The following is a 21460-nucleotide window of genomic DNA, read 5'->3' as shown; positions in this document are numbered from 1 at the left end:
GCGCGACTCGCCACAAGCAGGGACCGTTGGCGGCGACCGCCGCGGTTCGGGTACGGCGGGCCCCACCGCCGTGGCGCCCGGAGGCAGCCATCATCACTGTACCCAGGGACGTGACGAGGCCGGCCGGCGTGTCGGCGGGGGCGGACCCGAGGCCAGCGGCTCAGGGGGCGGTGGCGACGAGGTAGGCCTCGGTGACGGGAACGGTGGCGAGGGGGCCGGTGACGTCGCCACGCAGGACGGTCCAGCGGCTGGTGGTCCTGTCGATGCCGCCGGCGGGCGAATCCGGGCGCGCCCAGACGATGCCCCCCTGGCCGCAGGAGTAGTAGCCGACGTAGTCGGGATGGTTCTCCGGGGAGCCCCACGCGCCGCCGTCACGCAGCCGGCACCTGTCGCCGTCGGCCAGGCGCAGGCCGAGCGGGACGGGGTTGCCCGCCGGGGGGACCTTGGCGACGAGCGCCGTCGCCGTCAGCGCGGACAGCGTGGTGGCGAACGGGTCGTGGAGGCAGAGCATCCGGCGGGGCCGGGGCGTCGGCCAGCAGGCGTCGGCGCCGGCGGCGCTCGGCGAACAGTAGTAGATGTCGCCGCTGACGCCGGCCGGCGACGGGTACGCCTGGCTGGTGTCCCCGCAGTCGATCGGCGAGTCGGGGTCGTCGTCACGTTCGTCGACGCTCCAGCCGCTCGTCACCTGTCCGCGTTGGTCGACCGGGGCCAGCGTCACCTGCCGGGTGACCGCGGCCTGCGGTGTCGTCGCGGCTGCCAGTCCACCAGGCAGCCCGTCACCGGCACAGCCCGCGAGAACCGTCACCGAGGCCGCCACGAGGATGGCCACCCTCCCGCGGACGGAGAAGCCGCCGCTCGTGGTCGTGCTCATCGGATTCCCTTCTGCCGCAGCCAGGTGACGACGTGGCTGGTCCACTGGTCGAGGGAGCGGTGTGCCTGGAACGCGTGGCCGGTGTCGGTCAGGACGAACTGGGAGACGTCGCAGCCGCAGTGCTCACGCCAGGCGGACAGCTCGAGCGCGTTCGCCTGACCGGGCATGATCGCGTCGTGGTCGGCGCCGGCGAGCAGCACGGGGACGGCACCGGTGCGGGGGATCAGCATCGCGTTCTCCGTGGCCTGGGCGACGTAGGAGGCGGTCTCCCAGGACCGCCTGCTGCGCGGAGACGGCGAGCGCGGTGGGCCCACCCTCGCCGGTGTAGGGGCTGTACCGGTAGCCGAGCCGGTCATAGGCGAGGACGACGTACCCGGCGGCGGCGAGCCGGCGGGCCACCGACCACTGCGGCGTCAGGTCCCAGATGTACGCGTCGGCGTCCACGCCGTGCACGAGCACGATCACCGGTGTGTCCGCCGTGGGTCTGCCGACGCTGAACCGCCGGCCGTAGATCGGGTACGGCTGGCCGTCGGGGGCTGTTCGCCAGTCAGGACGACTCGCTCTCAGCCGGCCGCGACGCGTAGCTCGGCGCTGCTGGTGGCGGCCAGTTGGAGGATGGTGCCGACCGAGGTCATGGCCTCGCGGCGCATCAGGCTGTAGTCAACCATGTCGGTCGTGTCGAGATCCGCGGTGATCAGGCCGTAGGGGCCGGTGATGTAGTTCGCGGTCGGCAGGCCGCCGTACCACCAGAAGTAGGTGCCTTCGCCGGGCCAGCCGACGGGCTGCTTCGCGTCGGGCGGGCCGGCGGAGAAGGGCCGGGCGACGGTGGAGGAGATCTGGTCCCGGCGCACGGCGGCGCTGGTGGCGGCGACCAGGCCCGGGCTGTTCGGCGCGAAGTACGTGCCGAGTTCGGTCCGTCCGGTGGGCTGGATCGAGCCGTCGGCGGCGGGCAGGTACTCCCGGGTGCCGAGATGCTCGAGGGTGAGGATCGAGCTGATCCGGGGCACCAGGTCGGCGGCGTGCTGGGTGAGGAAGTGCCGGATGCCGACGCCGCCGGCGAAGTGACCCGTCGACAGCATGATCATGATGGTGCGGGGCAGTGACGTCCTGGGGAGCCGGGCGAGGTACTGGGCGGCGGCGAGGATGCCTATCGGGCCGTTCTCCTCGATGCCGTTCGTCCCGTCGGTGTGCGTGTGCAGGACGGTCAGCTCGGTGGACCGGCCCGTGATGTAGCCGACGAGGTTGTGGGTCGTGGTGTCGCGGACGGTCGCCTCGAGCCTGATCGTGGCAGGCGCGCCGTTGCCCGCCAGTTCCTTGAGCCGCGCGCCGCCGTCGCGGTCGATCCACAGCCCGGGGATCGGCCGGAACACGGCGTCGTACGGGGTGTACTGCCGGGCCCATCGCCCCGGCAGGTCCGGCCAGATGCCGACGGTGCCGACGGCGCCGGCCGCGGCGATCAGGTCCAGCGTCCGGGCGATGGTGTTGAACCAGGGACGGCGGTAGGCGGTCGAGACGCCGCGCGGGTCGCCGGCCGGTTGCAGGTAGGCGCCCGGGTAACTGATGCCGATGAACGTCTGCAGGGTGAGTGCCGTGTAGGCGACCTCGAAGACAGCGATCTTTCCCTTGACGTCCACGCTCGCGAGGGCGGCGCGCACCGCGGCCTCGTCGCCGGTGCCCAGCGGCAGGTGGACCATCGGGGCGGTGACGCCGCCGGGCCCGGTCTGCTGCGAGTACGGCACGTAGTACGTGTCTGCCCGCTCACCGCCGCCCGCCGACAACGACCAGGACGTGGCCAGCCACTGGCGCATCGGCACCGGCTCCAACGCCACGTCGGCAACGCCCGCCCGCCGGAACTGCCCGGCGAGGGTGCGCAGGTACCCCTCGTGGTTCGCGGCTCCGGTCGCCCGCAGCCCCAGCCGGTCCGCCTCGACGCCGTACGCCTGCAACTGGCTCGTGGGCAGGAACTGCTGCGGGTCGATCGACTGCGCCGCCGACGCCGGCAGCCGCGCGCTCGGCCAGGCTGATCCCGCCGCGGCCGCGCCGTTGCTCGCCGCGCCGCCGCCACAGGCGGCAAGTAGTCCGCCGGCCGTACCGAGGGCGATGCCCGCCGTCCCGAGTCGGAGTAACCGTCGGCGATCGAGTTTCCCGCCGGCGGCGTCGGAGCCGGAGCCGTCGGAGCCGTCGGAGCCGGGCCAGTCAGGCACCGTGGCAAGCCTCCTCGAAGCGAGGGCCGGCGCGCTGGCCCAAGGGGGTGAAGCCTTGCGCGATAGTGGCCTTCGTCATGCCCACGCGCAACCCTCCGCGCACTGTTGGAAAGCGGCCGCCCACGGCGGGAGGTGTTCGCCGTCGACCTACCGGCCGGAACGCCTCCGCCAGCACGGGAATGGCGCCGCGTCTCCCGAGCCGCGACCCGACGTGGACGCCCCACGTCCCTGCGGTTCCGGCTGCGGCGCGGGACGACGGCCGCGTTCGTCATCGAATGCCTGAGTGAACGTCGCACGTTAGACTCTGCTGCGATGCGCCTCATGCTGCTCCGCCATGGCCAGACCCCCTACAACGTCGTCGGGGCCCTCGATACCGCGCGGCCGGGAGCCGAGCTGACCGCCCTTGGCCAGGCGCAGGCAAGGGCCCTGCCCGGCGTGCTCCGCGGCGAGACGATCTCGGCGATCCACGCCTCGGTCCTGATCCGCACCCAGCTCACCGCCGCGCCCCTCGCCGAAGCGCGTGGGCTGACGGTCGGCGTCGAGGAGGGCCTCGAGGAGATCGTCGCGGGCGATCTCGAGCTGCGCAGCGACCGGACGTCCATCATGGCCTACCTGGCCGTCGCCGGCGCCTGGATCCACGGCGATCTGGACCGCACGATGCCGGGTGGGCAGAACGGTCACGAGTTCGTCGGCAGATATGACGCCGCGATCGCGAAGATCGCGGCCGCACGCGGCGAGCAGGACACCGCCGTGGTCGTCAGTCACGGTGCCGCGATCCGGGCCTGGGTCGGCATCCGGGTGCCCGGCGTCGGGCCGGTCGAGGACCGCTGGCTCTCGAACACCGGCCTGGTCACGCTCGAAGGCGATCCGTCGGCCGGCTGGACCTTCCTTCAGTGGCACAGCGAACCGCTCGGTGGGACCGCCCATCCTGGCGTCACCACGCACGATGTCACCGGCGCTCCGGTGGCCGAGGCCACCGCGGAGAACCGCGCGGCCCACTAGCGAACCGCCGCCGCACCCCGGCGAGTGCGGTGCCATGGTGCGGTCGGCGGCGTGGGCCGGCTCGCCAGGCGGAATGTCCGTCGTCTGACTGATACCCGACTCAAGCCGGGATGACCGAACACCGGTGCTAGCCTCCACCGACCGCATCTCCCCGGGGGTTGACATGGCCAGTACTCGCTTGCTCGCAGTGACGAGAACTGTGGGGGTGTTCGCGGCGGTGCTCGGCCTGACCATGGTCCTGGGCGGGTGCAAGGCTGACCGGCAGCAGGCCGTGTCCGGTCCGGTCAGCGCCGACGTCACCCCGTCCTCGGCACCCGCCGCGACGGCATCCCCGACGCCGTTCGTCGTCGTATCCCCGACGCAGGCCGTCGCGCCGTCCCCAACGCCCGTCGCCACCGCGACCCCGTCGCCCGTCGCCGCGATCGCCGATGCCGTGAAGCGTGATCCGGCGATCGCCAGGGACGCCGCCGTCGAAAAGGTCATCATCTCCTCGATCGATCCCACCTGGGCCTACGCCGGCACCTCCGCACCCTCCGCCGGTGGCGCCCAGGTGGTGTTGCACCAGACCGGCGGAGCCTGGAAGGTCGTCAGCCTCGGCTCCTCCGAGGTCGGCTGCGGCGACGGTGTACCCGCCGCCGTCATGGCCGAGTTCGGCCTGGAATGCCCCAGCTGACCGGGCCCGATTTCCCCTTGGTTGTGCCACCTCGGTATCCAGTAACGACGGGGCACCGCGCGCCTGTGGTCCGCCTGGCCCACTCGACCGCCTCCTGCTTCGAGGCGACTTCGAGCAGGAAGTAGCCCCCGAACAGCTCCCTGGTCTCTCCGTACGGTCCGTCCTTGGCCACCGGGGTATCGCCGCCGAAGTCGACCACGACGCTCTGGCCCGGGTCGTCCAGTCCTTCGGCGGCGACGAACACGCCGGCCTTGACAAGTCCTCGATGTACTGGTGCGTTGAGGCTGCCAACGCCTCGAACCCGGCCAGCAGAGCCGCGTTCGACGCATCGGTGCCCTGCATGATCAGCATGTACTTCGCCAGCGTGTTCTCCTCCTTGGGCCGGGCCGCCTCTGGCCGCCTCTGGCCCCTTCTACCCGCACGTCGAACGAGTGGCCCGAGGATCGACACGGCTCCGGAGCAGGACCGCCCTGATCGGTGGCAGCGAAGGCCCCGTGCAACGGGGAGCGCGCGGAAGGCCGGATTCGCGACCAGATGTGCGTGACAACCAACACAACTAACGTGGGGGACACGTCCCCGCGGCGAGCCGCGCGTTCGACGTCCCGAGCGACACCCAAGGAGTCCGCGTTCGATGTCCACCACAGCGCCAGGCACGACTACCACTGACATGTTCGTAGAGGAGCGTCTCTACATCGGCGGGAAGCTGCGCGAGGCGGCCAGTGGCCGCACGTATGAGAATGTGAACCCGGCCACCGAGGAGGTCATCGGTGTGGCTGCGGACGGGTCGGCGGAGGACATACTGGCCGCGATCGACGCGGCCCGTACGGCTTTCGACGAGGGTTCGTGGGCGTCGGATCCGGTGTTCCGGGCCCGTTGCCTGCGCCAGTTGCATGCCGCGTTGACGAAGCACGCTGACGGGGTGCGTGCCGCGATCCGCGCGGAGGTGGGTGCGACGGCGATGGGGTTGGCGACCGCGCAGTTCGACGGGGCGTTGACGAACCTGACGTTCGCCGCGGACCTCGCGGAGTCGTTCGAGTATGTCCGCGATCTTGGTGTTGGTGAGTCGATGGGGATGCAGAGCCGGCGGTGGCAGCACCGGGAGCCGGCGGGTGTCGTCGCGTGTATCACGCCGTGGAACGCGCCGTTGCAGGTCAATCTGGCGAAGGCGGCGTTCGCGTTGGCGGCGGGGTGCACGGTTGTTCTGAAGCCGGCGCCGGACACGCCGTGGAGCGGGACGCTGCTCGGTGCGCTCGCCGCGACGGAGACGGATCTTCCGGCGGGTGTGTTCAACGTGGTGACGACGACCGACAACACGGTCGCGCAGATCCTCGCGGAGGACCCGCGGGTCGACGTGGTCAGCTTCACCGGTTCGACCGGCGTCGGGCGCCATCTCATGGCGGTGGCCGCGGCGACGGTGAAGCGGGTGTTCCTGGAGCTGGGTGGGAAGTCGGCGTGGATCGTCTGCGACGACGCCGACCTCGACGCGAACGCGATGATGGTCGCCTACCAGGCCCTCGCCCAGTCCGGGCAGGGCTGCTCGATCAACACCCGGATCCTGGTGCAACGTCCGGTCTACGACCAGTTCCTGGAGAAGCTGACCGAGACCTACCGTGGCATGAAGGTCGGCGACCCGGCGGACTCGGACAACTACATGGGCCCGCTGATCAACGCCAGGCAGCGTGAGCGGGTCCTGGACTACATCGAGATCGGGAAGAACGAGGGTGCCCGGCTGCTTATCGGCGGCGGCCGGCCCGCGGATCTGCCCCGCGGCTACTACGTCGAGCCGACGATCTTCGCCGACGTCGACCCGGACTCGCGGATCGCCCAGGAGGAGATCTTCGGTCCGGTCGTCGTCATCATCCCGTTCGACACCGACGACGAGGCTGTCGCGATCGCCAACTCGACGATCTTCGGCCTGGCGGGTTCGGTCGCGAGCGCCTCGTCCGAGCGGGCCCACGCGATCGCGCGGCGGATCCGCTCCGGCGTCGTCAACGTCAACGGTGGCAGTTACTACAGCAGCGAGGTGCCGTTCGGCGGCTACAAGCAGAGCGGCATCGGCCGCGAGATGGGCACCCTCGGCTTCGAGGAGTACACCGAAGTGAAGATCATCAGCGAGGGTGCCTCCTGACCCCGCACTGACCACAGCGGGCCTGATCGCCCCCACGCCAGGGGCCGATCAGGCCCGCGCCACGGTACGTCGCCACCGTCGGCACCGGTGGCCGCCGGGTGCGGCGAGGGGCGGCGGCCACCGGGTCGTGCGACGGGATGGGTGGGGTACCGGGCGGCGCCTACTGCCAGATGTCGGTGATCGGAGTGGCGGTCGCGCTGTTCCCGGCGTACGGGAGGGTGTACATGTCCTCGATTGTCCGCAGGACGTTGTAGTGGTTGATGGTCTCGGTGAAGGTGCCGGTCCTCACCCCGGACCCCACGATGATGGTCGGGATGTTGTTGCTGTGGCTGCTGTCATCCTCGTCGAAGGTGAGGACCAGGATGCTGTTGTGCGTCTTCGCCCACTGGGCGTAGGCGTCGATGTTGTTCTTCAGCCAGGTGTCGCCGGTCGCGATGGAGCAGTTGTGCATGTCGTTGCACAGGTTCGGGACCACGAACGACACCGTCGGCAGGGTGGCATAGTTGGTCGGGAACCGGCTGAAACGCAGGTTGTCCGCCGACGGAACGTTGGTGAAGTTGACCCAGGGGTTGTGCTTGCGCGCGTAGTTGCCGCTCGTGCAGCCGGTGTAGCCGTCGGACGGCATGCTCTCCGAGTAGCCGGTGAACGTGCGCGAAGCGCCGATCAGTTCCTGGCCCAGGTTGGCGGTGGAGAAGGTGTGCGGGCACGAGTCGTCGGTGATGCCCTGGGCGGAGCCGGAGAACAGGGCGAGGTAGTTCGGCTCGCTCGGGTGCGTCACTCCGGACGAGTGGTTGAAGCTCGCGCCCTGGCCGGCGAGCGAGTTGATGTAGGGCGCGGAGGGGCTGCCGATGATCTGCGAGTAGGAGTGGTTCTCCATGACGACGACCACCACGTGGTCGCGGACCGGGACTCCACCTGCCGCGTTGCCTGTTCCCGTGAGTAACCCGAGCGCCCCCAACGTCATCGCCGCGACCAACGCCGACGGTCGCAGCACACGCCGCGTTATCCCTCTCACCGTAATGCCTCCCAGCTGACGATCGGATGGGTAGCCAGCCTCGGAGCCCGCCGAGCGGCTGGTCCGGGAACCGGCGGGCCCGATCTTCGTGCGCCGGCCCGGGCCACCGTGTCAGTGTTTCGGTGATGTCATCGAGTAGTCGGTATCCGCACTCCCCGCGGACATCTGCCGGTAACCGGTGAACACGAAAACAACACGACGTCGAGTGAATATCCGGGTACCGGTCGGTCAGATCCTGGTCAGCAGGTTCTGCATGGTGGTGATTTCGGCGCTCTGGGACACCTGGATGCTTTCGGCGAGTTTTTTCGCCGGGGCGTAGCGCCCGTCGCGAATCTCCGCCCGCGCCATGGTGATAGCCCCCTGATGGTGTGTGATCATCATGGTGAGGAACATCCTGTCGAAGGATGGTCCGGTCATCATCGACATCTTCGTCATGTCGTCGTCACTCATCATCCCGGCAATGGTGCCTGGCATCGTTCCGGTCATGGCGCCCGGCATCGCGGTGGCCGAGCCGTGCCCGCCCATGCCGTGCCCGCCCATGCCGTGGCCGGAACCGCCTGCGGTCGTGGGGGGCGCGGTGGGCTGATTCCACGCGGTGAGCCAGCCGGCCATGGTGGTGATTTCGGGGGTCTGGGCCCGGCGGATCTGCTGGGCGAGGTTCTTTACCTCCGGGTTGTGGGCCCGGGTCTCGGCCAGGTCGGCCATGACGATCGCCTGCCGGTGGTGTCGGATCATGTTCTGGGCGAAGGTGATGTCGGCATTGTTGTGATCGGTGGTCCCGGTGCCGCTGGCGGTGCTTTCTCCACTGCCACAGGCGGTGAGCACGGCCGCGGCGAGAATTGCCGGGATGAGCAGGATGAGTCGTCTCATGGGTTCCTCGTCTGCTGGGTGTCTGAGTCCGAAGGCTGGTGCGCGGCGCGAAGGTCATGGCCGGCGCGGGTGCGGGCGATCGGTCTACAGGCGTTTTCGGTATCCGGATCGTGGCTCGATCGAGTTCGAGTCGCCTGTTCCGGTGGATCGGGTGGCCGGTGCGGTGACGGTGACGGTCGTGGCGCCGGAGAGAGGGGCGCAGGGCGTTGGATCCATCGAACACGGCGGTGAGGGTGGACGTCAGTGCGGGAGCTGCGATCGCGCTGGCCAGCGGCGCAACCGTTGCGGGTTGGGCGGATGGAGGTGAGCCGCCGATCGTGTCCGCGGCGGTCACTGGCGCGGCTGGCATGGCCAGCATCGGACCGGGACGCGGGGAAGCTGGGCGACGACGAAACGCACTGTGCACAGCGCGCCCATCAGCAGGCAGTAGATCGCGAAGGGGGTCAGGGTGCGGGTCTCGAAGTAGCGGACCAGGAAGCGGATGGACAGGTAGGCCGCAGCGCCGGCGACCACCGCGCCGAGCAGGACCTGGCCGCGGTTGCCGTCGCCGGCGGGGCCGGCCAGGGCGGGGAGCTTGAGTAGTCCGGCGGCGAGGATGACGGGGTGGCGAGCAGGAAGGAGAAGCGGGCGGCGTCCTCGTGGTCGAGGCCGCGTAGCAGGCCGGCGACCATGGTGATGCCGGAGCGGGAGATGCCGGCGAGCAGCGCGAGGGTCTGGAACAGGCCGATCAGGCCGGTTTTCGGTAGGCGAACGTGTCCAGGCTGCGGTGCTCGGACACCACGAGGCCCCCGCGGGGTGCGGTCGGGTGGCGGGCCGTCGCTTGGCCGCCCGGTGCTGTGGTGGTCTGCGTGGGGACGGTGGCTGGGACGGTGGCTGGGATGGGGGCTGGGGCGGGGATGGTGAGCGGTGCGGTTGCCGGCTCGGCCTTGCGCTGGCCTGGTGTTCGCCGGCGCGTTGTTCACTGCGGCGGCGCAGCCGTTCTCCGGGCGGTGGCCACGTGCGGCCCGACGACGAACGTCAGCTAGGGCGGCCCTCGCTGTTGCCTGAGGCGCTTTCGGTCACCAGGTGCTGCCAGGACCCGCCGATCAGCGCCGGTATCAGTACCGAGTGGCCCAGGCTGGAGACCGGGAACAGTTCGGTGGGGATCAGGTGGTGTCGAAGCAGCCGTCGAACTCGAACACCGGGTTGATCACGCTGGTGCCGGCGGTGTCCCTGATCATGATCGGGCCGACGATCTTGCTGGGGCCGCCGGCCTGGTAGCAGCCGTTGGAGCGGACCTGGAGCTCGAACTTGCCGTTCTGGGGTCTGCCGGTGCCGTCGGTCCAGCCGACCTGGCAGATCCAGTCGCTGCCGGCCCCCTTGTCGTGGGATCCGGGGGTGGTGCGGTGGCAGGTGGGTCTGGCGGCGACGGCGGCGGGGGTGAGGCCGGGGTGGCCGAGCAGGGTCTGCTGGTGGACGTAGAGGTTGGCGAAGACAGGGCCGAGCGAGCCTTCGACGCGGGGCCGGGTGACGTCGGTGGCGCAGCCGGCGAGGGCGGCGGTCAGCGCGGTGACGGCGCCGGCGGCGGCGGCCGCGCGGAGCAGCCGGCCGGAGCTGGGACGGGGCATGCGCATGCGGGTCAGCCTCCGGTGATGTCGCGGCGGCGCAGCGCCGTGTAGGCGACCGCCAGGCAGAGGACGAGGTAGCCGACGCTGACGAACGTGCCGTCGCGCAGCGGGCCGTAGTACGGGTGCGCCGCGAGCAGACCGTGCCAGGCGTCGAAGGGGGTGACGAGCAGCAGGTGGCGGATCGTGTCGGCGCCGTTGAGGAAGGCGTAGAGCTGCATGAGCAGGCCGAGAATGATCGGTCCGACGATGCCGGCGGGGCTGCTGCGGGTGAGCACCGAGAGCATGATCCCGAGCGCGGTGAAGCCGAGCAGGGGCGGTAGCGCGGTGGCCCAGGCGGCGAGGACCAGCCCAGCGGCGCGGCCCGGTGGCAGCAGGGTGCCCGACAGGCTTTCCAGCGGCTGGTGGCCGACGAGGAGAACGCCGGCCGTCAGGCAGCTCAGCGCGAGGACGGTGAGGACGGCGGTGGTGAAGGTGGCCGCGGCCAGGGTCTTGGCCCAGAAGATCTGGCTGCGGCTGTGGGAACGGGTCAGGATCGTCTTCCAGGTGCCGTGCTGGTCCTCACTGGCGAAAATGTCGCCGGCGACGAGGCTGGTCAGCAGCGGGAACACCCACTGGGCGGCGAAGCCGAGGATGAGCAGTGGGGTGGCGAAGCCGCTGGCATGGACCCACCGGCCGTACAGGGTGTCCTTCGGTAGCCGATCCTGGCGGTCGAGCAGGACCACGAACACGAACGGGGCGAGCAGGCAGACGGCGAGGGTGGCGCGGGTGCGGGCCTGGGCGGCGAGTTTGGTGACCTCCCACCGGTAGGCGGTGGCCACCCGGCCCCGCCCGACCGGCCGGGGGTGGACCGCCGCGGGCGGCACCGGGGCGGCGGCGGTGGCGGTGGCGGTTGTGGCTGGGGTGGCTGGGGTGGTCACGAGGCTGCTCCGGTGAGGGCGTCCGGCTGGGCCTGGGCGGGCACGTCATGTCCGGCCGCCGGGTCGGTTTCGGTGAGCATGAAGAACAGCGACTCCAGCGGCGCGACCTCCAGGTGCAGGGCCCGCACCGCCACCCCGGCCTGACCGAGCGCGAGGATGTAGGCGTCCGCGTCGGCGGGCTGGGCACGCAGCACCAGGCCGCCGTCCGGGTGGGCCGAGACGGACACGGCCGGATGGTCGCCGCCAAGGCGCAACGCCTGGGCGTCGTCGCTGGTCAGTAGTCGGTGGGACGGGTCCGGGGCCTGGGCGCGCAGCTGGTCGATCGAGCCGTGGTAGACCACCCGGCCGGTGCGCATGATGGTGACGTTGTCGCAGATCTCCTCGACCTCGTCCATGTTGTGGCTACTCAGCAGCACGGTCAGCCCCCCGGCTGCCAGCCTCCTGACCAGGGCGCGCATGTCCCGGATGCCGGCGGGGTCCAGGCCGTTGGCCGGCTCGTCGAGCACGAGCAGCCGCGGGTCGCGCAGCAGCGACGCGGCGACCCCGAGCCGCTGGCGCATCCCGAACGAGTAACCTCCGACCTTGTCATCCGCCCGTCCGGCAAGGTCGACGACGTCGAGCACCGCGTCGATCCGGCTGCCCGCCCCGCCGCCGTCCAGCCCGGCGAGCAGGTTCAGGTTCCGCCGGCCGGACAGGTACGGGTAGAACCGCGGGCTCTCGATGAACCCGGCGACCCCGTCCAGCATTCTCGGGCCGGCCTCGCCCCAGGTGCGGCCGAACACCCGCAGCGTCCCCGCGTCCGGTCGGATCAGTCCGAACAGCATCCGCAGGAACGTCGTCTTTCCCGCGCCGTTCGGGCCGAGGATGCCGTACACCTCCCCGACATCCACCCTGAGATCAACGCGGTCCACCGCGGTGCGCGCACCGAACCGTTTGACCAGGCCGGAGGCCTCCACCGCCGGCACAGCAACCGTCATCCGTCCTCCCGTCGAACAGTCGTCTACTACTCGACGAATAGTAGACGGTCGGGCGGGAGGACCTGTGCAGGGCTGGCAGCGGCTGGCGTGGCGGCGGGTGCGCCACGTCGAGGTCGGCTGCTCGGCCTCTCGTACCATCAGGCCAGTAGTAGCGCGGAGGAGATGCGGTGGCGAGGAAACCCAGACGCGAACCCGGAACGCTCGAACGCGAGGTGCTCGCCGCGATCGCCGCGGCCGGCCGACCGCTCACCCCGGCCGAGACACTCGCCGAACTCGGCGAACCGCTGGCCTACACCACGGTGATGACCACCCTCGCCCGTCTGCACGACAAGGGCGCCCTCACCCGGGCGCCCGCGGGCCGCTCCTACGTCTACGCGCCGGCCGCCGCCCCGGACACCCTGGACGCCGCGCTCACCGCCCGGCAGATGACCCGCCTGCTCAGCGCCGGCACCCACCGGGCCGAGACACTCGCCCGGTTCGTCGCGGACCTGCAACCAGAGGACGAACAGCTCCTCGCCGACCTCCTCACCACGCACCGGTCCGACGACGGCGACGGCACCGGCACCGGCGACGGCGACGGGAACAGTGCTGGTGCCGGCAGGGCGGATGGCGGGCCGCGGCGATGACGGCCGTCGCGCTCGTCCCGTTCGTCATGAGTGTGCTGCTGGCCGTCAGCGGCGGCTGGCTCGGCCGGCGGCTGCCACCCGCCACCGCCACCAGGTTGCTCACCGTCGCCAGCCTGGTCACCGCGCTGGCAACCGGCTTCATCCTGGCGGTCGTGGCCTTCACCCTGCTTGCCCCGATGCCCATGCTCGCCGCGGTCGGGCACTGGTCGGCCACCGTCGTCCGCGGCCACGACCCGCTGCCCGCCGCCACCGGCCTGCTGCCGGCCGCCGCCGTCGCCGGGCTGCTCGCCGCAGCCCTGCGCCGGACCATCACCGTCGGGCTGGACCTGGCCGCGGCCGAACGCACCTGCCGCCGACTCGGATCTGCCCCCACCGGCCTCGTCATCGTCGACGACGACCGTCCCGACGCCTACACCGTGCCCGGTCTCACCGGTCGGATCGTCGTGTCCACCGCGATGCTGCGCGCGCTGCCCCCCGACGAACGCCGTGTGCTCCTCGCCCACGAACATTCCCACCTGCACCACCGCCACCACGCCTACACCCAGCTCGCCGACCTCGCCGCCGCCGCCAACCCGCTGCTGCGGTCCGCCGCGGCCGCCGTCAGACTCGCCGTCGAACGCTGGGCCGACGAGGACGCCGCCGCGACCAGCAACAACCGCGGTGTCGCCGTCCGGGCCCTCGCCCGTGCCGGCCTCGCCCGCTCCGGCACGGTGACAATGCCGAGCGCGGCACTCGGCGCCGTGCACACCGACCTCGCCCATCGGGCACGGGCGTTGCAGCAGCCGCCGCCCACACCGCGGCCGGTCCTGGCGGGGGTACTCGCCGCGCTCATCCTGGCCACCGCGGGCGCCGCCGTCGACACCTCCCACGCGACCGAACGCCGGTTCGAGCGCGCGCAGGCGACGTTCGCGCACCGACGCTGACCTCCGATGCCGGTCACGGCCGGTCGCCGGGGGACGCCTTGTGCTGTTCCTCGCCTGCGTCGCAGGAAGGCGGGGCCGGTGGCGGGTAGCCGCCGGCCCCGCCAGGGTGGGTCAGGCCTGCGGCTGGCGCTGCCAGGCGAACGGGCCGAACGCGTTGGCGCCCGCCGGGTGGTTCGCGCTGGGCTGCACGGTCAGCTTGAGCCATTCGAGCGGGAACGTGCTGCCGTGCACGACGATCCGGTGGAAGTTCGCCACGTCGTACCCGGGGTGTGCGGAGGACTCGTTCGCGCAGCTGACCTCGCCGGCAGCGGACTCGGTGACGCACGGGGCGGTCGGCGAGAGCGGGTTGTCCGACTTGTAGACGTGCGAGTCACCGTTGATCAGCAGAACGGGCTTGCCGAACGCGGTCGTGTGCGACGCAATGCTGGAGACCAGCGGCTCGTAGTTGGTCAGGTGCGCCGGGCTCTTGCCGTCGATGTCCCACATGTCGGCCTGCTCGTAGACGACGACCGAGGTGTCGCCGTTCTGGCGGGCCTGGGTGAACGCGTGGTCGAGCCAACGCAGGTCGGCGGCGGTGCGTTCCGAGGCCTCCCGCGTCTGCGCGGGGCTCGTCGTCGGTGCGCCGTACCAGATGTCGGCGTCGTTGTTCGAGCCGCCCGGCACGTTCAGCGTGACGAACAGCGTGCCCTTCCGCTCGAACAGCACGTTCTCGACGTACTGCGCGTCCGCGGGGAACGCCGGGTCGTACTCCTTGGCCTGTGACTGGACGGGCAGCTTGCCGCTGCCGAGGGTCTTCCCGGCGCTCGGGAAGAACAGCGAGCGCACGAGCGCGAGGTTCGCGACCGGGTCGCCGCCGGCGTAGTCGACCGGCTGGCCGGTGGCCGGGTCGGTCACATACCTGATCTTCCCGGTGGTCGGGTCGTAGGTGCCGCCGCCCTCGCCCGCCTTGTGGCAGTCGCTCCATTCGTTGTCGCCCGGGGTGTAGACCAGCGGCACCGTGTACTGCTGCCAGAGCTGGGCGACCGACTGGTCGTACTGGGCGGTGCAGTACTGCTTGCCCGAGTGGATGTCCCCGACGTGCACGGCCAGGTCGACGGCCGGGTCGGAGTTGATCGAGTTGATGAACGCCGGAGTGGCGAGGAACTCGGAGTTGTCCGTCGGCGTGGTGCCGTACGGTGCGTCGCCGTACACGGCGAGCGTGAGCGCACCCGGATCGGCCGGCGGACCGGCCGCGGCGGCCGGAAGTGCGGTGAACGCCGCGAGCGCGGCGGCGGCCCCCACGGCGAAAAGTGATTTACGCATCTACAGGTAGGTCCCCTCTGTCCGACCCCCGTCGGACCTAGCGCTGGAACGTAGCGGGCGCACAGCTCTATGACCTGGCCTTTAGCTGTCGCCCAGCTGTACGGGAACACAACCCACGCAGGTTGCGCCTGCGCACCTTCCGCCGCGTGCCGGCTCTCGCCCCCGCCGGCCGACTCGACCAGGCCCGCTGCGCCTTCGACGGGACGCTCACCGACGCCACGACGGTGTCCACGTTCGGCCCGGGCGGGGGTGTCCCCGAGGTGGTCGGTGAAGGTCTGCCTTCGCCCTCGCGGGGTCAGTCTGGTTTCGAGGCGATGCCCTCGTAGGCGAAGCCGATCTGGGCTGTGCCGTTCATCGGGTATGTCCGGGCGGATTCGAGGGTCAGGCCGGACTTCTCGATCAGGTCGTCGATCTGGCGGTTGAGCTGGCAGCCTCCAGCGAGCCTGCTCCAGGCGGGGGTGAGCCGGTCCTGCCAGCGGGCGACGGTGGGTCTGGGTGAGCGGCCGTGTTCGGTGAAGTGCAGGGTGCCGCCGGGCCGCAGCACCCGGTGGATCTCGCGCAGCGCCCGCCCGGTGTCGGGGATGGTGCACAACGTCCAGGTGGTGAGGACATGATCGACCGACGCGTCCGCGAGGCTCAGCTCCTGGCCGTCGAGGCCGACGAACTCGACGGTGCAGGGCGCCGCGGCGATGCGGGGCGCCGCGAGCTTGCGCCCGCCGGCGGCGGGCTCGACGGCGAGCAGGCGGGTGACTCCGGCCGGGAGGTGCGGAAGGTTGCGTCCCGACCCGAACCCGATCTCCAGGACCTCGCCGGACAGCCCGGCCGCGACGCGCGCCCGCACCTCCTCCATCGGCCTGCCGAGCGCGAGATCGACAATCCGGGGCAGGACCTGGTCGTCATAGAAACCCATCTCGACTCCTCATCGGCAGGCCGCGGCGGGATCCATTCTGCTGGTCAGCCGGTGAGCAGGGCGGTCGCGGCGAGGCCGAGGACCGCCGTCGCGATGGTCGCGCGGATGGGCAGCTGGACCCGTTCGGCCAGCGATGGACGCCGCGAGATCGCGGACAGCGGACCGGCGATCATTGCCAGCAGCGCCCCCGCCCACACCAGAGCGGAGAGGTCGGCCGGTTCCGGGTCGAGCCCGATCACGACGATGGTGGCGATCAGCGCGGCGGCGAACAGGGCCTGGGGGAGCAGGAGGATCGACATCCGCGGCAGTGCGGTCTTCGCGGTGGTTCCGGCCTCGGGTCGGCCGGAGAGCACGACGCGGACGAACGCCAGCGCGTACAGCGGCGCGTTGAACAGGGTGCTGGCGATCGTCCGGTGCGCGCCGCGCAGGCCGGCGTGGTGGGCGACGATCAGCGTCGATCCCGCCAGGTACGGCAGCGCGTGCAGCATGTAGGACGTCAGCGAGACACCGGCGCCGAGCTGGATGCCGCCGACGGCGCTCAGCGGCGGGCCGAGCAGGAACATCATCTGCGCGCACGCCACCAGATAGCCGATGCCGGTGTGCAGGTAGTGCGCGCGCTGCCAGCCGGTGAGCCCCGACTTGCGCAGCGGGTTGTCGAACAGCAGCAGGCGCAGCCCGTCCATCGCCCAGCGGCTGCGCTGGCGTGCGTACTCGGCGGCGGTCGCCGGTGCGATGCCGACCGACACCGGCTCCGGGTGGTAGACGCTGCGCCAGCCGCCGGCGTGCAGCTCATAGGAGGTGTGCAGGTCCTCGACGATGTTCCATTCACTGAATCCGCCGACGGACTCCAGCGCCGCCCGTCGGTACAGGGTGCCGTTTCCGCAGGAGCTCGCCGCCCCGTCGCGATCCTTCGCCGGCTGTATCGCCCGGTAGAGCATCGGCTCGGCATTGTTGAGGACGTCGTGGCGGCCCACGTCGAAACGCTGCTCGGTGCAGACGAATCCCACCGCCGGAACACGGAGATAACCGAGGACGCGCTCGGCCAGGTCGGGGACGGCGATGTGGTCGGCATCCAGCGTCATGATGGCCTGGGCGTCGGTGCGGGCGAAGGCGTGGTTCAGGTTCGCGGCCTTGCCCTTCGGCCCGTCCGTCCGGGTGAAACAGGTCAGCCCGAGCCGGGCGGCCAGCTCGTCGATCTCGCGCCAGTTGTCCCGCCGGGCGATGCGGCCGTCGTTGAGAACATAGGTGCGGTGCGGATAGTCGATCGCCATGGCCGCTCGCAGCGTTGCCTCGACGATGTCCGCCGGCTCACCGCAGACGGTGACGAACACGTCAAGTGTGCCCACGGGTGCGGGCGCGCGGCGCACGAGTCCCGGCCGGATCCGGGCGGTCATCACCGCCGTCCACACGATCGTGAGATAGCTTGCGACCTCTGCGGCGTAGAACAGGTGGCCGGCCACACCGGTGCCGCTCAGGCCGCCGGCCCGCCAGGCCAGGTACACCGCCCCGATCACGACGACGGCTATCGCGAGGGCGGGCCCGGCGAGAGCAGTGAGCCTACCTGCGGGTACCCGCAGGTAGGCGTCCTCGTCCGCCAGCGGTGCCGACGCGGACGGACGCCCGTGGACAGCACCGGTACCGGCCGCGGAAACCTGCGCGGGCACTGCGGGTACCGCGGGCCGAGTGGGTACCGCGGTGCCCGTCGGGGCCATCGATGGGCGCAGGGGAAGCTCCGGCTCCGCCGACAATGTGGTGACCTCGCGGACGTCCGCAGCGCTTCCCCCATCGGGTCCGGTCTGAGTCACATGATCTCCCCTCGAATTTGCTGGGCATCCTCCCATCCCGGCTTTTGCCTGAATGCACCGGCTGGCCAAACATCGGTCAACCAGGTGCAATGTTAAATTTGCTCGAGGGAATGAAACGTGCAGTGCGTAACTTCCGGATTCTGGTCGGTTGAAGTGGCTCGCTCGGGGGGGCGCGAGCTGCTGAAGGTGCTGGGGAGGTGGGTGTTGAAGCGGCGGCCCTCGTCGTGCGGCACCGTGCCGACGTCTATGACGTGGACCGTGGTGGCCGGCGGCAGGCTGTCGTGGATGTGGGCGGTGATGTGGGCGGTGATGTGGACGCCGCCGAGGTCGGCGTCCGCGCAGATGACCACCGCGGCGGTCTGCCGCGCCGCCTGGACGATCAACGACACGACGGCGGACGGTGGCTGCCCGTGGCACCAGACGACCGGCAGGTCCGGTCGGGTGCCGCAGACCGTTTCGGCCGCCTGCCGGTTCTCCACGACCAGCAGGACGCCGTCGGGTCCGGAGACGGCCAGCAGGTGGCGCACGTCGTCGCGGGCTTTCGTGTCGCCCGCGACTCTCTGCACGAACGCGCGAGGAGAGTCGTGGGTCCTGCCCTCGGCGGGGTCGGTGTCCGGTCTTGTCTGCGGTTGCGGCTGGAACGACGTCATCCGGTCGGCGAGCGGCTGCACCCGGGCGGCGTCGGCCTCGCTGCCGATGACGACCGGCGCCTGGTTGTACGGCATGACGTCGGACGGGCGACGCAGCTCGATGTAGAGGCTGGACGCGCCGATCGCGTACCGCTCCATGTCGTCCTGCGGGGCGCCGACGACGCTGATCGCCCGATCCCGGCCGATGTTCTCGAGCAGGGCGACGGCGTCGCGGCGGTCTTCTCCCGCGCCTCGCATTGAGGGCGGAATCGAGATCGACAGATCACCTGGGGGGCACCCGGGCAACGGCTTTTCAGGTAACCTCACTGGCCTGGAACGATATGCAATGATCGCGTCGATCGAAGCATTATCTACAGAATCAGACAGATGTTCCGTGTCGGCATGGCTGGCCGCAGCGACAGCCGGCCGGCGCGAGCTCACGGTGTTTCCGCGTATCCGATCCGCTGAAGGTATGAACCGCCGCGTACTGCGGGGACGTGGACCCGTTGCGTGCCTTCCGGACCGTGGACGCCGCCTCCGTTGCAGCCGGCATGATTTCGGCCGACGCCCGTCGCCAGGACGTCTGGCGGCATGCCATCGTCCAGCTGCTCGACGACTACACCAGCCTCCAGCGCAACCAGGCCCCTGACGCGGCACAGGCAATGTGGGCCGACCGTCCACAGCCATCCGGCGACCGGCGCGTGGATGCCGCCTTCGCCGCGCTCGGGGAGCATCTCGCCCGGCGGGACGGCTGGCCTGCCCCCCGCTGGGTGCGCGACCCCGCGCCCGAAGCGATGCCCTGGTGGTTCGTCACCGCACTGAAGGGCCTGCATCCCCGGGCGCTGGTCGAGTCGCCGTTGTCGTTTCGCAAACGCGGCATCTTCATCACCACCGGCGCGCTCCAGCGGGCGTGACATGACCACCCCGGGTCTCAGCCGCCCCGGCCCGCGGGCCCGCAGGATCATGATCCGGATCAGCGCCGAGCGCTGGCCCCGCCACTACCGCGGGTAGCTATCGACGCCGGGGTTTGCGTGGTGGCTGGTGCCGCCGTCGTTCGGGGTGACAGCCTTAAATGCCTGCAATCGGACGAAAAGGTCTATGCGCTGATTTAGCCGCGAATCCCTCCGGACTATGCGATGCGGAGGGGACCGTCCACGCCGCCGCAGGCCTGCCCATCGACTACATCGGTTTCGCCCTTCGGCCGGGCTCGCCTGCGGCGGCCGGCCGGTGGCAGACCTGCTGCGTCGGGTCTACGGCTGGTCCGGCGAGGGCTGCCGCCGAGTCCATTTCTGAATTGCTATGAAGCAACTTTTCCGCAGCCCCGGGAAACGGCGGCGCAGTTATGTCGGATTGCAGGATCTCGATGGACGTGGTACAACGTCGTCCAATAGCTTGCCTCTTGTGACGGGGAGTGTGGCATGCCCGAGATGAGCGAAACCCACCGAGAGCTTCTGTTGCGAGTCAAGGAAAGCGGCGCCATCGATTTCGAGAAGCTCGGCCAGGTGGTCACCGAGGTCACCCCCCAGCTCTTCGACCCGGGAGTGATTGCTGACGACTATGTCGCCTCGGCCTACTCTTCGGTGGCGAAGGTGTGGAAGATGGATGTCCTGCACACCGCGCTGGAGCAGATAGGGAGCCTGCAGAAGATTACGACGTCAGAGATCCCTGGGAGACAGTGAGTGGCAGCAGGTAAGGTGCGATCACCCCGGCCGGAACCCACCGGCCGGGGTGACGCGGCTCCAGGTGGCACCGCGTCATCGAACGGGATCGACCTCCGCAAGCGTCTGGATCTGGCGCTCGACACCGCGGCTGCCGCTTTCCCGGAGATCGCGCACGTGGCGGATGGTGCACTCGATACCGATGCTCGGGCTTTTCTCAAGCGTACAAAGTTTGTCTGCGAGACAGCCTTGCTTCTCTACGCGTGCAGTCGCCTTGATGAGGAAGTGCGACCGCAGGCAAGAATATCGGAAATCTGTAAGGAGCTTGCTGCGGTAGCGCGCGACGAGCATACTCTGGTCTGGATGCGGCTACGCCCGGCGATGGCGCCCGAACTGTCGGTCGCCCATCTCTGCCTAACGGCCATGGGTATTCCGGATGCCGCTTTCGACGCCGCGGCTCGAGCTGTCGCTGAGGCTACTACCATTGGTCTTCCGGAACGAGTTCCATGGAAGGATCTCGAAGCGGAGTGGCATCGTGGGCTCGGTGCACATCTGCCGGAAATCGACGTCACCGCGGCTCGCCTGCGTACCAGTCTGTCGCAGGCGCAGGACGTAATATTTTCGCGACGAGAAGACGTCTATGCCTTTACCCATGGGCTGATTTACGCCACCGATTTCGGACATTCTCCGCTCCCGCTGGACCGGCCGCGCGGAGATGTCATCGCCGAGATGGAGTCCTCTCTCGCTCGTTGCCTGGATGATGATGACTTTGATCTGGGTTCGGAGGTCCTGCTTACCTGGCCCTATCTCAGGGCACCTTGGTCGGCCTCGGCCGAGTTCGGTATCCACGTGCTCTCCGGTGTGCAGGACTCCATCGGAATACTGCCGTCGATGACCTTGCGCGCAGACGAGTATGAAGGACTTGATTCGCCGCGTCGGCGTCGCTATTTCTTCGAAGAGGGATATCACACCGAATATGTGATGGGTCTGCTTGCGGCCGCCTGCCTTCATGGGTCCGTGGACCCACCGGGAGGCCTGCATGCCGACGTTGCCCCGGAACGGTTCGAAGCCTCCAGGAGGCTGTATGAGCTACTCTTGCCTGTTGATCGTACGCCGCAGTGGGAGGTCTATTTCAGAGCTGCAGCTCCCATGCGGCAGGCTGCGCTGACCAGCTTTCTTGCTGATGTCGGGATTCGGCGAGCCGTCAAGCAGTCGGATTTCTCGCGCGTCCGGCTCATCCTCCTTGAAATTCTACCCGGAGGTGGACCTCGCTCGGCCGCAGCGGTTCAGGGCGTCGAACTGCTCGGGCGATTGTTGCCGCGCTAGGGTGCCAAGTCCCTAAT

Annotated in this window: 20 protein-coding genes and 2 pseudogenes; 8 read left to right on the top strand and 14 right to left on the bottom strand. The window is 70.0% G+C overall.

The annotated features are described in order from the left end of the window. Positions 1 to 160 precede the first annotated feature (160 nt). The 3 genes from MXD60_RS06260 to MXD60_RS06250 form a co-directional block, all read right to left on the bottom strand. Entirely contained in the window at positions 161 to 871 is a 711-nt protein-coding gene (locus tag MXD60_RS06260) for a hypothetical protein (RefSeq protein WP_248818015.1), read from the bottom strand. After that, positions 868 to 1101: a hypothetical protein gene (locus MXD60_RS06255; protein WP_248818014.1), complete on the bottom strand. Its 234-nt coding sequence runs from the start codon at positions 1099 to 1101 to the stop codon at positions 868 to 870. The genes MXD60_RS06260 and MXD60_RS06255 overlap by 4 nt, the downstream gene beginning before the upstream one ends. A 333-nt stretch (positions 1102 to 1434) precedes the next feature. Continuing rightward, positions 1435 to 3075 (bottom strand): zinc-binding metallopeptidase family protein, encoded by a 1641-nt coding sequence (locus MXD60_RS06250; protein ID WP_248818013.1) that lies wholly within the window; start codon positions 3073 to 3075, stop codon positions 1435 to 1437. A 321-nt stretch (positions 3076 to 3396) separates the two neighbouring features. On the opposite strand from MXD60_RS06250, the gene MXD60_RS06245 reads away from it, so the two are divergent. Further along, complete coding sequence (locus MXD60_RS06245; protein ID WP_248818012.1) at positions 3397 to 4077, top strand: histidine phosphatase family protein; 681 nt, start codon at positions 3397 to 3399, stop codon at positions 4075 to 4077. A 187-nt stretch (positions 4078 to 4264) separates the two neighbouring features. Next, entirely contained in the window at positions 4265 to 4750 is a 486-nt protein-coding gene (locus tag MXD60_RS06240; protein WP_248818011.1) for a RodZ family helix-turn-helix domain-containing protein, read from the top strand. On the opposite strand, the pseudogene MXD60_RS30220 reads toward MXD60_RS06240, so the two are convergent. Then, positions 4716 to 5000 (bottom strand): annotated as a pseudogene (locus MXD60_RS30220) (YciI family protein); the annotation flags it as partial. The gene MXD60_RS06240 and the pseudogene MXD60_RS30220 overlap by 35 nt on opposite strands. Before the next feature lie 417 nt (positions 5001 to 5417). On the opposite strand from MXD60_RS30220, the gene MXD60_RS06230 reads away from it, so the two are divergent. Continuing rightward, positions 5418 to 6878 carry an aldehyde dehydrogenase family protein gene (locus MXD60_RS06230; protein WP_248818009.1) on the top strand — a complete coding sequence of 487 codons (1461 nt, stop codon included), beginning with the start codon at positions 5418 to 5420 and terminating at the stop codon, positions 6876 to 6878. A gap of 160 nt (positions 6879 to 7038) precedes the next feature. Here MXD60_RS06230 and MXD60_RS06225 read toward each other — a convergent pair whose 3' ends face one another. From MXD60_RS06225 to MXD60_RS06200, 6 genes and pseudogenes are all read right to left on the bottom strand, one after another. After that, entirely contained in the window at positions 7039 to 7872 is an 834-nt protein-coding gene (locus MXD60_RS06225; RefSeq protein ID WP_248818008.1) for an alkaline phosphatase family protein, read from the bottom strand. A 249-nt stretch (positions 7873 to 8121) separates the two neighbouring features. Beyond that, positions 8122 to 8718: a DUF305 domain-containing protein gene (locus MXD60_RS06220; protein ID WP_308222383.1), complete on the bottom strand. Its 597-nt coding sequence runs from the start codon at positions 8716 to 8718 to the stop codon at positions 8122 to 8124. Between the two features lie 375 nt (positions 8719 to 9093). Continuing rightward, a pseudogene (locus tag MXD60_RS30215) lies at positions 9094 to 9725 on the bottom strand (undecaprenyl-diphosphate phosphatase). A 183-nt stretch (positions 9726 to 9908) separates the two neighbouring features. Beyond that, on the bottom strand, positions 9909 to 10376 hold the full coding sequence (locus MXD60_RS28620; protein WP_283097901.1) for a hypothetical protein: 468 nt from the start codon (positions 10374 to 10376) through the stop codon (positions 9909 to 9911). Between the two features lie 5 nt (positions 10377 to 10381). Then, on the bottom strand, positions 10382 to 11287 hold the full coding sequence (locus tag MXD60_RS06205; RefSeq protein WP_248818006.1) for an ABC transporter permease: 906 nt from the start codon (positions 11285 to 11287) through the stop codon (positions 10382 to 10384). Continuing rightward, positions 11284 to 12264 (bottom strand): ABC transporter ATP-binding protein, encoded by a 981-nt coding sequence (locus MXD60_RS06200; protein WP_248818005.1) that lies wholly within the window; start codon positions 12262 to 12264, stop codon positions 11284 to 11286. Before MXD60_RS06200 ends, MXD60_RS06205 begins: the two co-directional genes overlap by 4 nt. A 167-nt stretch (positions 12265 to 12431) precedes the next feature. On the opposite strand from MXD60_RS06200, the gene MXD60_RS06195 reads away from it, so the two are divergent. Both MXD60_RS06195 and MXD60_RS06190 read left to right on the top strand, forming a co-directional pair. Further along, positions 12432 to 12890 carry a BlaI/MecI/CopY family transcriptional regulator gene (locus MXD60_RS06195; RefSeq protein ID WP_248818004.1) on the top strand — a complete coding sequence of 153 codons (459 nt, stop codon included), beginning with the start codon at positions 12432 to 12434 and terminating at the stop codon, positions 12888 to 12890. Beyond that, positions 12887 to 13813 carry a M48 family metalloprotease gene (locus MXD60_RS06190; RefSeq protein ID WP_248818003.1) on the top strand — a complete coding sequence of 309 codons (927 nt, stop codon included), beginning with the start codon at positions 12887 to 12889 and terminating at the stop codon, positions 13811 to 13813. Before MXD60_RS06195 ends, MXD60_RS06190 begins: the two co-directional genes overlap by 4 nt. 111 nt (positions 13814 to 13924) lie before the next feature. Here the strand turns inward: MXD60_RS06190 and MXD60_RS06185 are convergent, their stop codons facing one another. The 4 genes from MXD60_RS06185 to MXD60_RS06170 all read right to left on the bottom strand — a co-directional run bounded on the left by MXD60_RS06185 (position 13925) and on the right by MXD60_RS06170 (position 18717). Next, positions 13925 to 15115 (bottom strand): hypothetical protein, encoded by a 1191-nt coding sequence (locus MXD60_RS06185; protein WP_248818002.1) that lies wholly within the window; start codon positions 15113 to 15115, stop codon positions 13925 to 13927. 295 nt (positions 15116 to 15410) lie between these two features. Further along, a complete protein-coding gene (locus MXD60_RS06180; protein WP_248818001.1) occupies positions 15411 to 16025 on the bottom strand; it encodes a class I SAM-dependent methyltransferase in 615 nt (204 codons plus the stop codon). A 44-nt stretch (positions 16026 to 16069) separates the two neighbouring features. Beyond that, a complete protein-coding gene (locus MXD60_RS06175) occupies positions 16070 to 17689 on the bottom strand; it encodes a glycosyltransferase family 2 protein (RefSeq protein ID WP_248818000.1) in 1620 nt (539 codons plus the stop codon). Between the two features lie 233 nt (positions 17690 to 17922). Further along, complete coding sequence (locus MXD60_RS06170) at positions 17923 to 18717, bottom strand: DUF2399 domain-containing protein (RefSeq protein WP_248817999.1); 795 nt, start codon at positions 18715 to 18717, stop codon at positions 17923 to 17925. A gap of 266 nt (positions 18718 to 18983) precedes the next feature. On the opposite strand from MXD60_RS06170, the gene MXD60_RS06165 reads away from it, so the two are divergent. From MXD60_RS06165 to MXD60_RS06155, 3 genes are all read left to right on the top strand, one after another. Beyond that, positions 18984 to 19373 carry a hypothetical protein gene (locus MXD60_RS06165; RefSeq protein WP_248817998.1) on the top strand — a complete coding sequence of 130 codons (390 nt, stop codon included), beginning with the start codon at positions 18984 to 18986 and terminating at the stop codon, positions 19371 to 19373. A gap of 504 nt (positions 19374 to 19877) precedes the next feature. Next, the gene (locus tag MXD60_RS06160; RefSeq protein WP_248817997.1) at positions 19878 to 20138 is read left to right on the top strand and encodes a hypothetical protein; all 261 of its coding nucleotides are present in this window, start codon (positions 19878 to 19880) and stop codon (positions 20136 to 20138) included. Then, the gene (locus MXD60_RS06155) at positions 20139 to 21443 is read left to right on the top strand and encodes a DUF6895 family protein (RefSeq protein WP_248817996.1); all 1305 of its coding nucleotides are present in this window, start codon (positions 20139 to 20141) and stop codon (positions 21441 to 21443) included. Positions 21444 to 21460: the final 17 nt, after the last annotated feature.

This window comes from Frankia sp. AgB32 (genome assembly GCF_023243045.1).
Taxonomy (GTDB): domain Bacteria; phylum Actinomycetota; class Actinomycetes; order Frankiales; family Frankiaceae; genus Frankia.
This window is presented reverse-complemented; position numbering and strand designations above follow the sequence as displayed.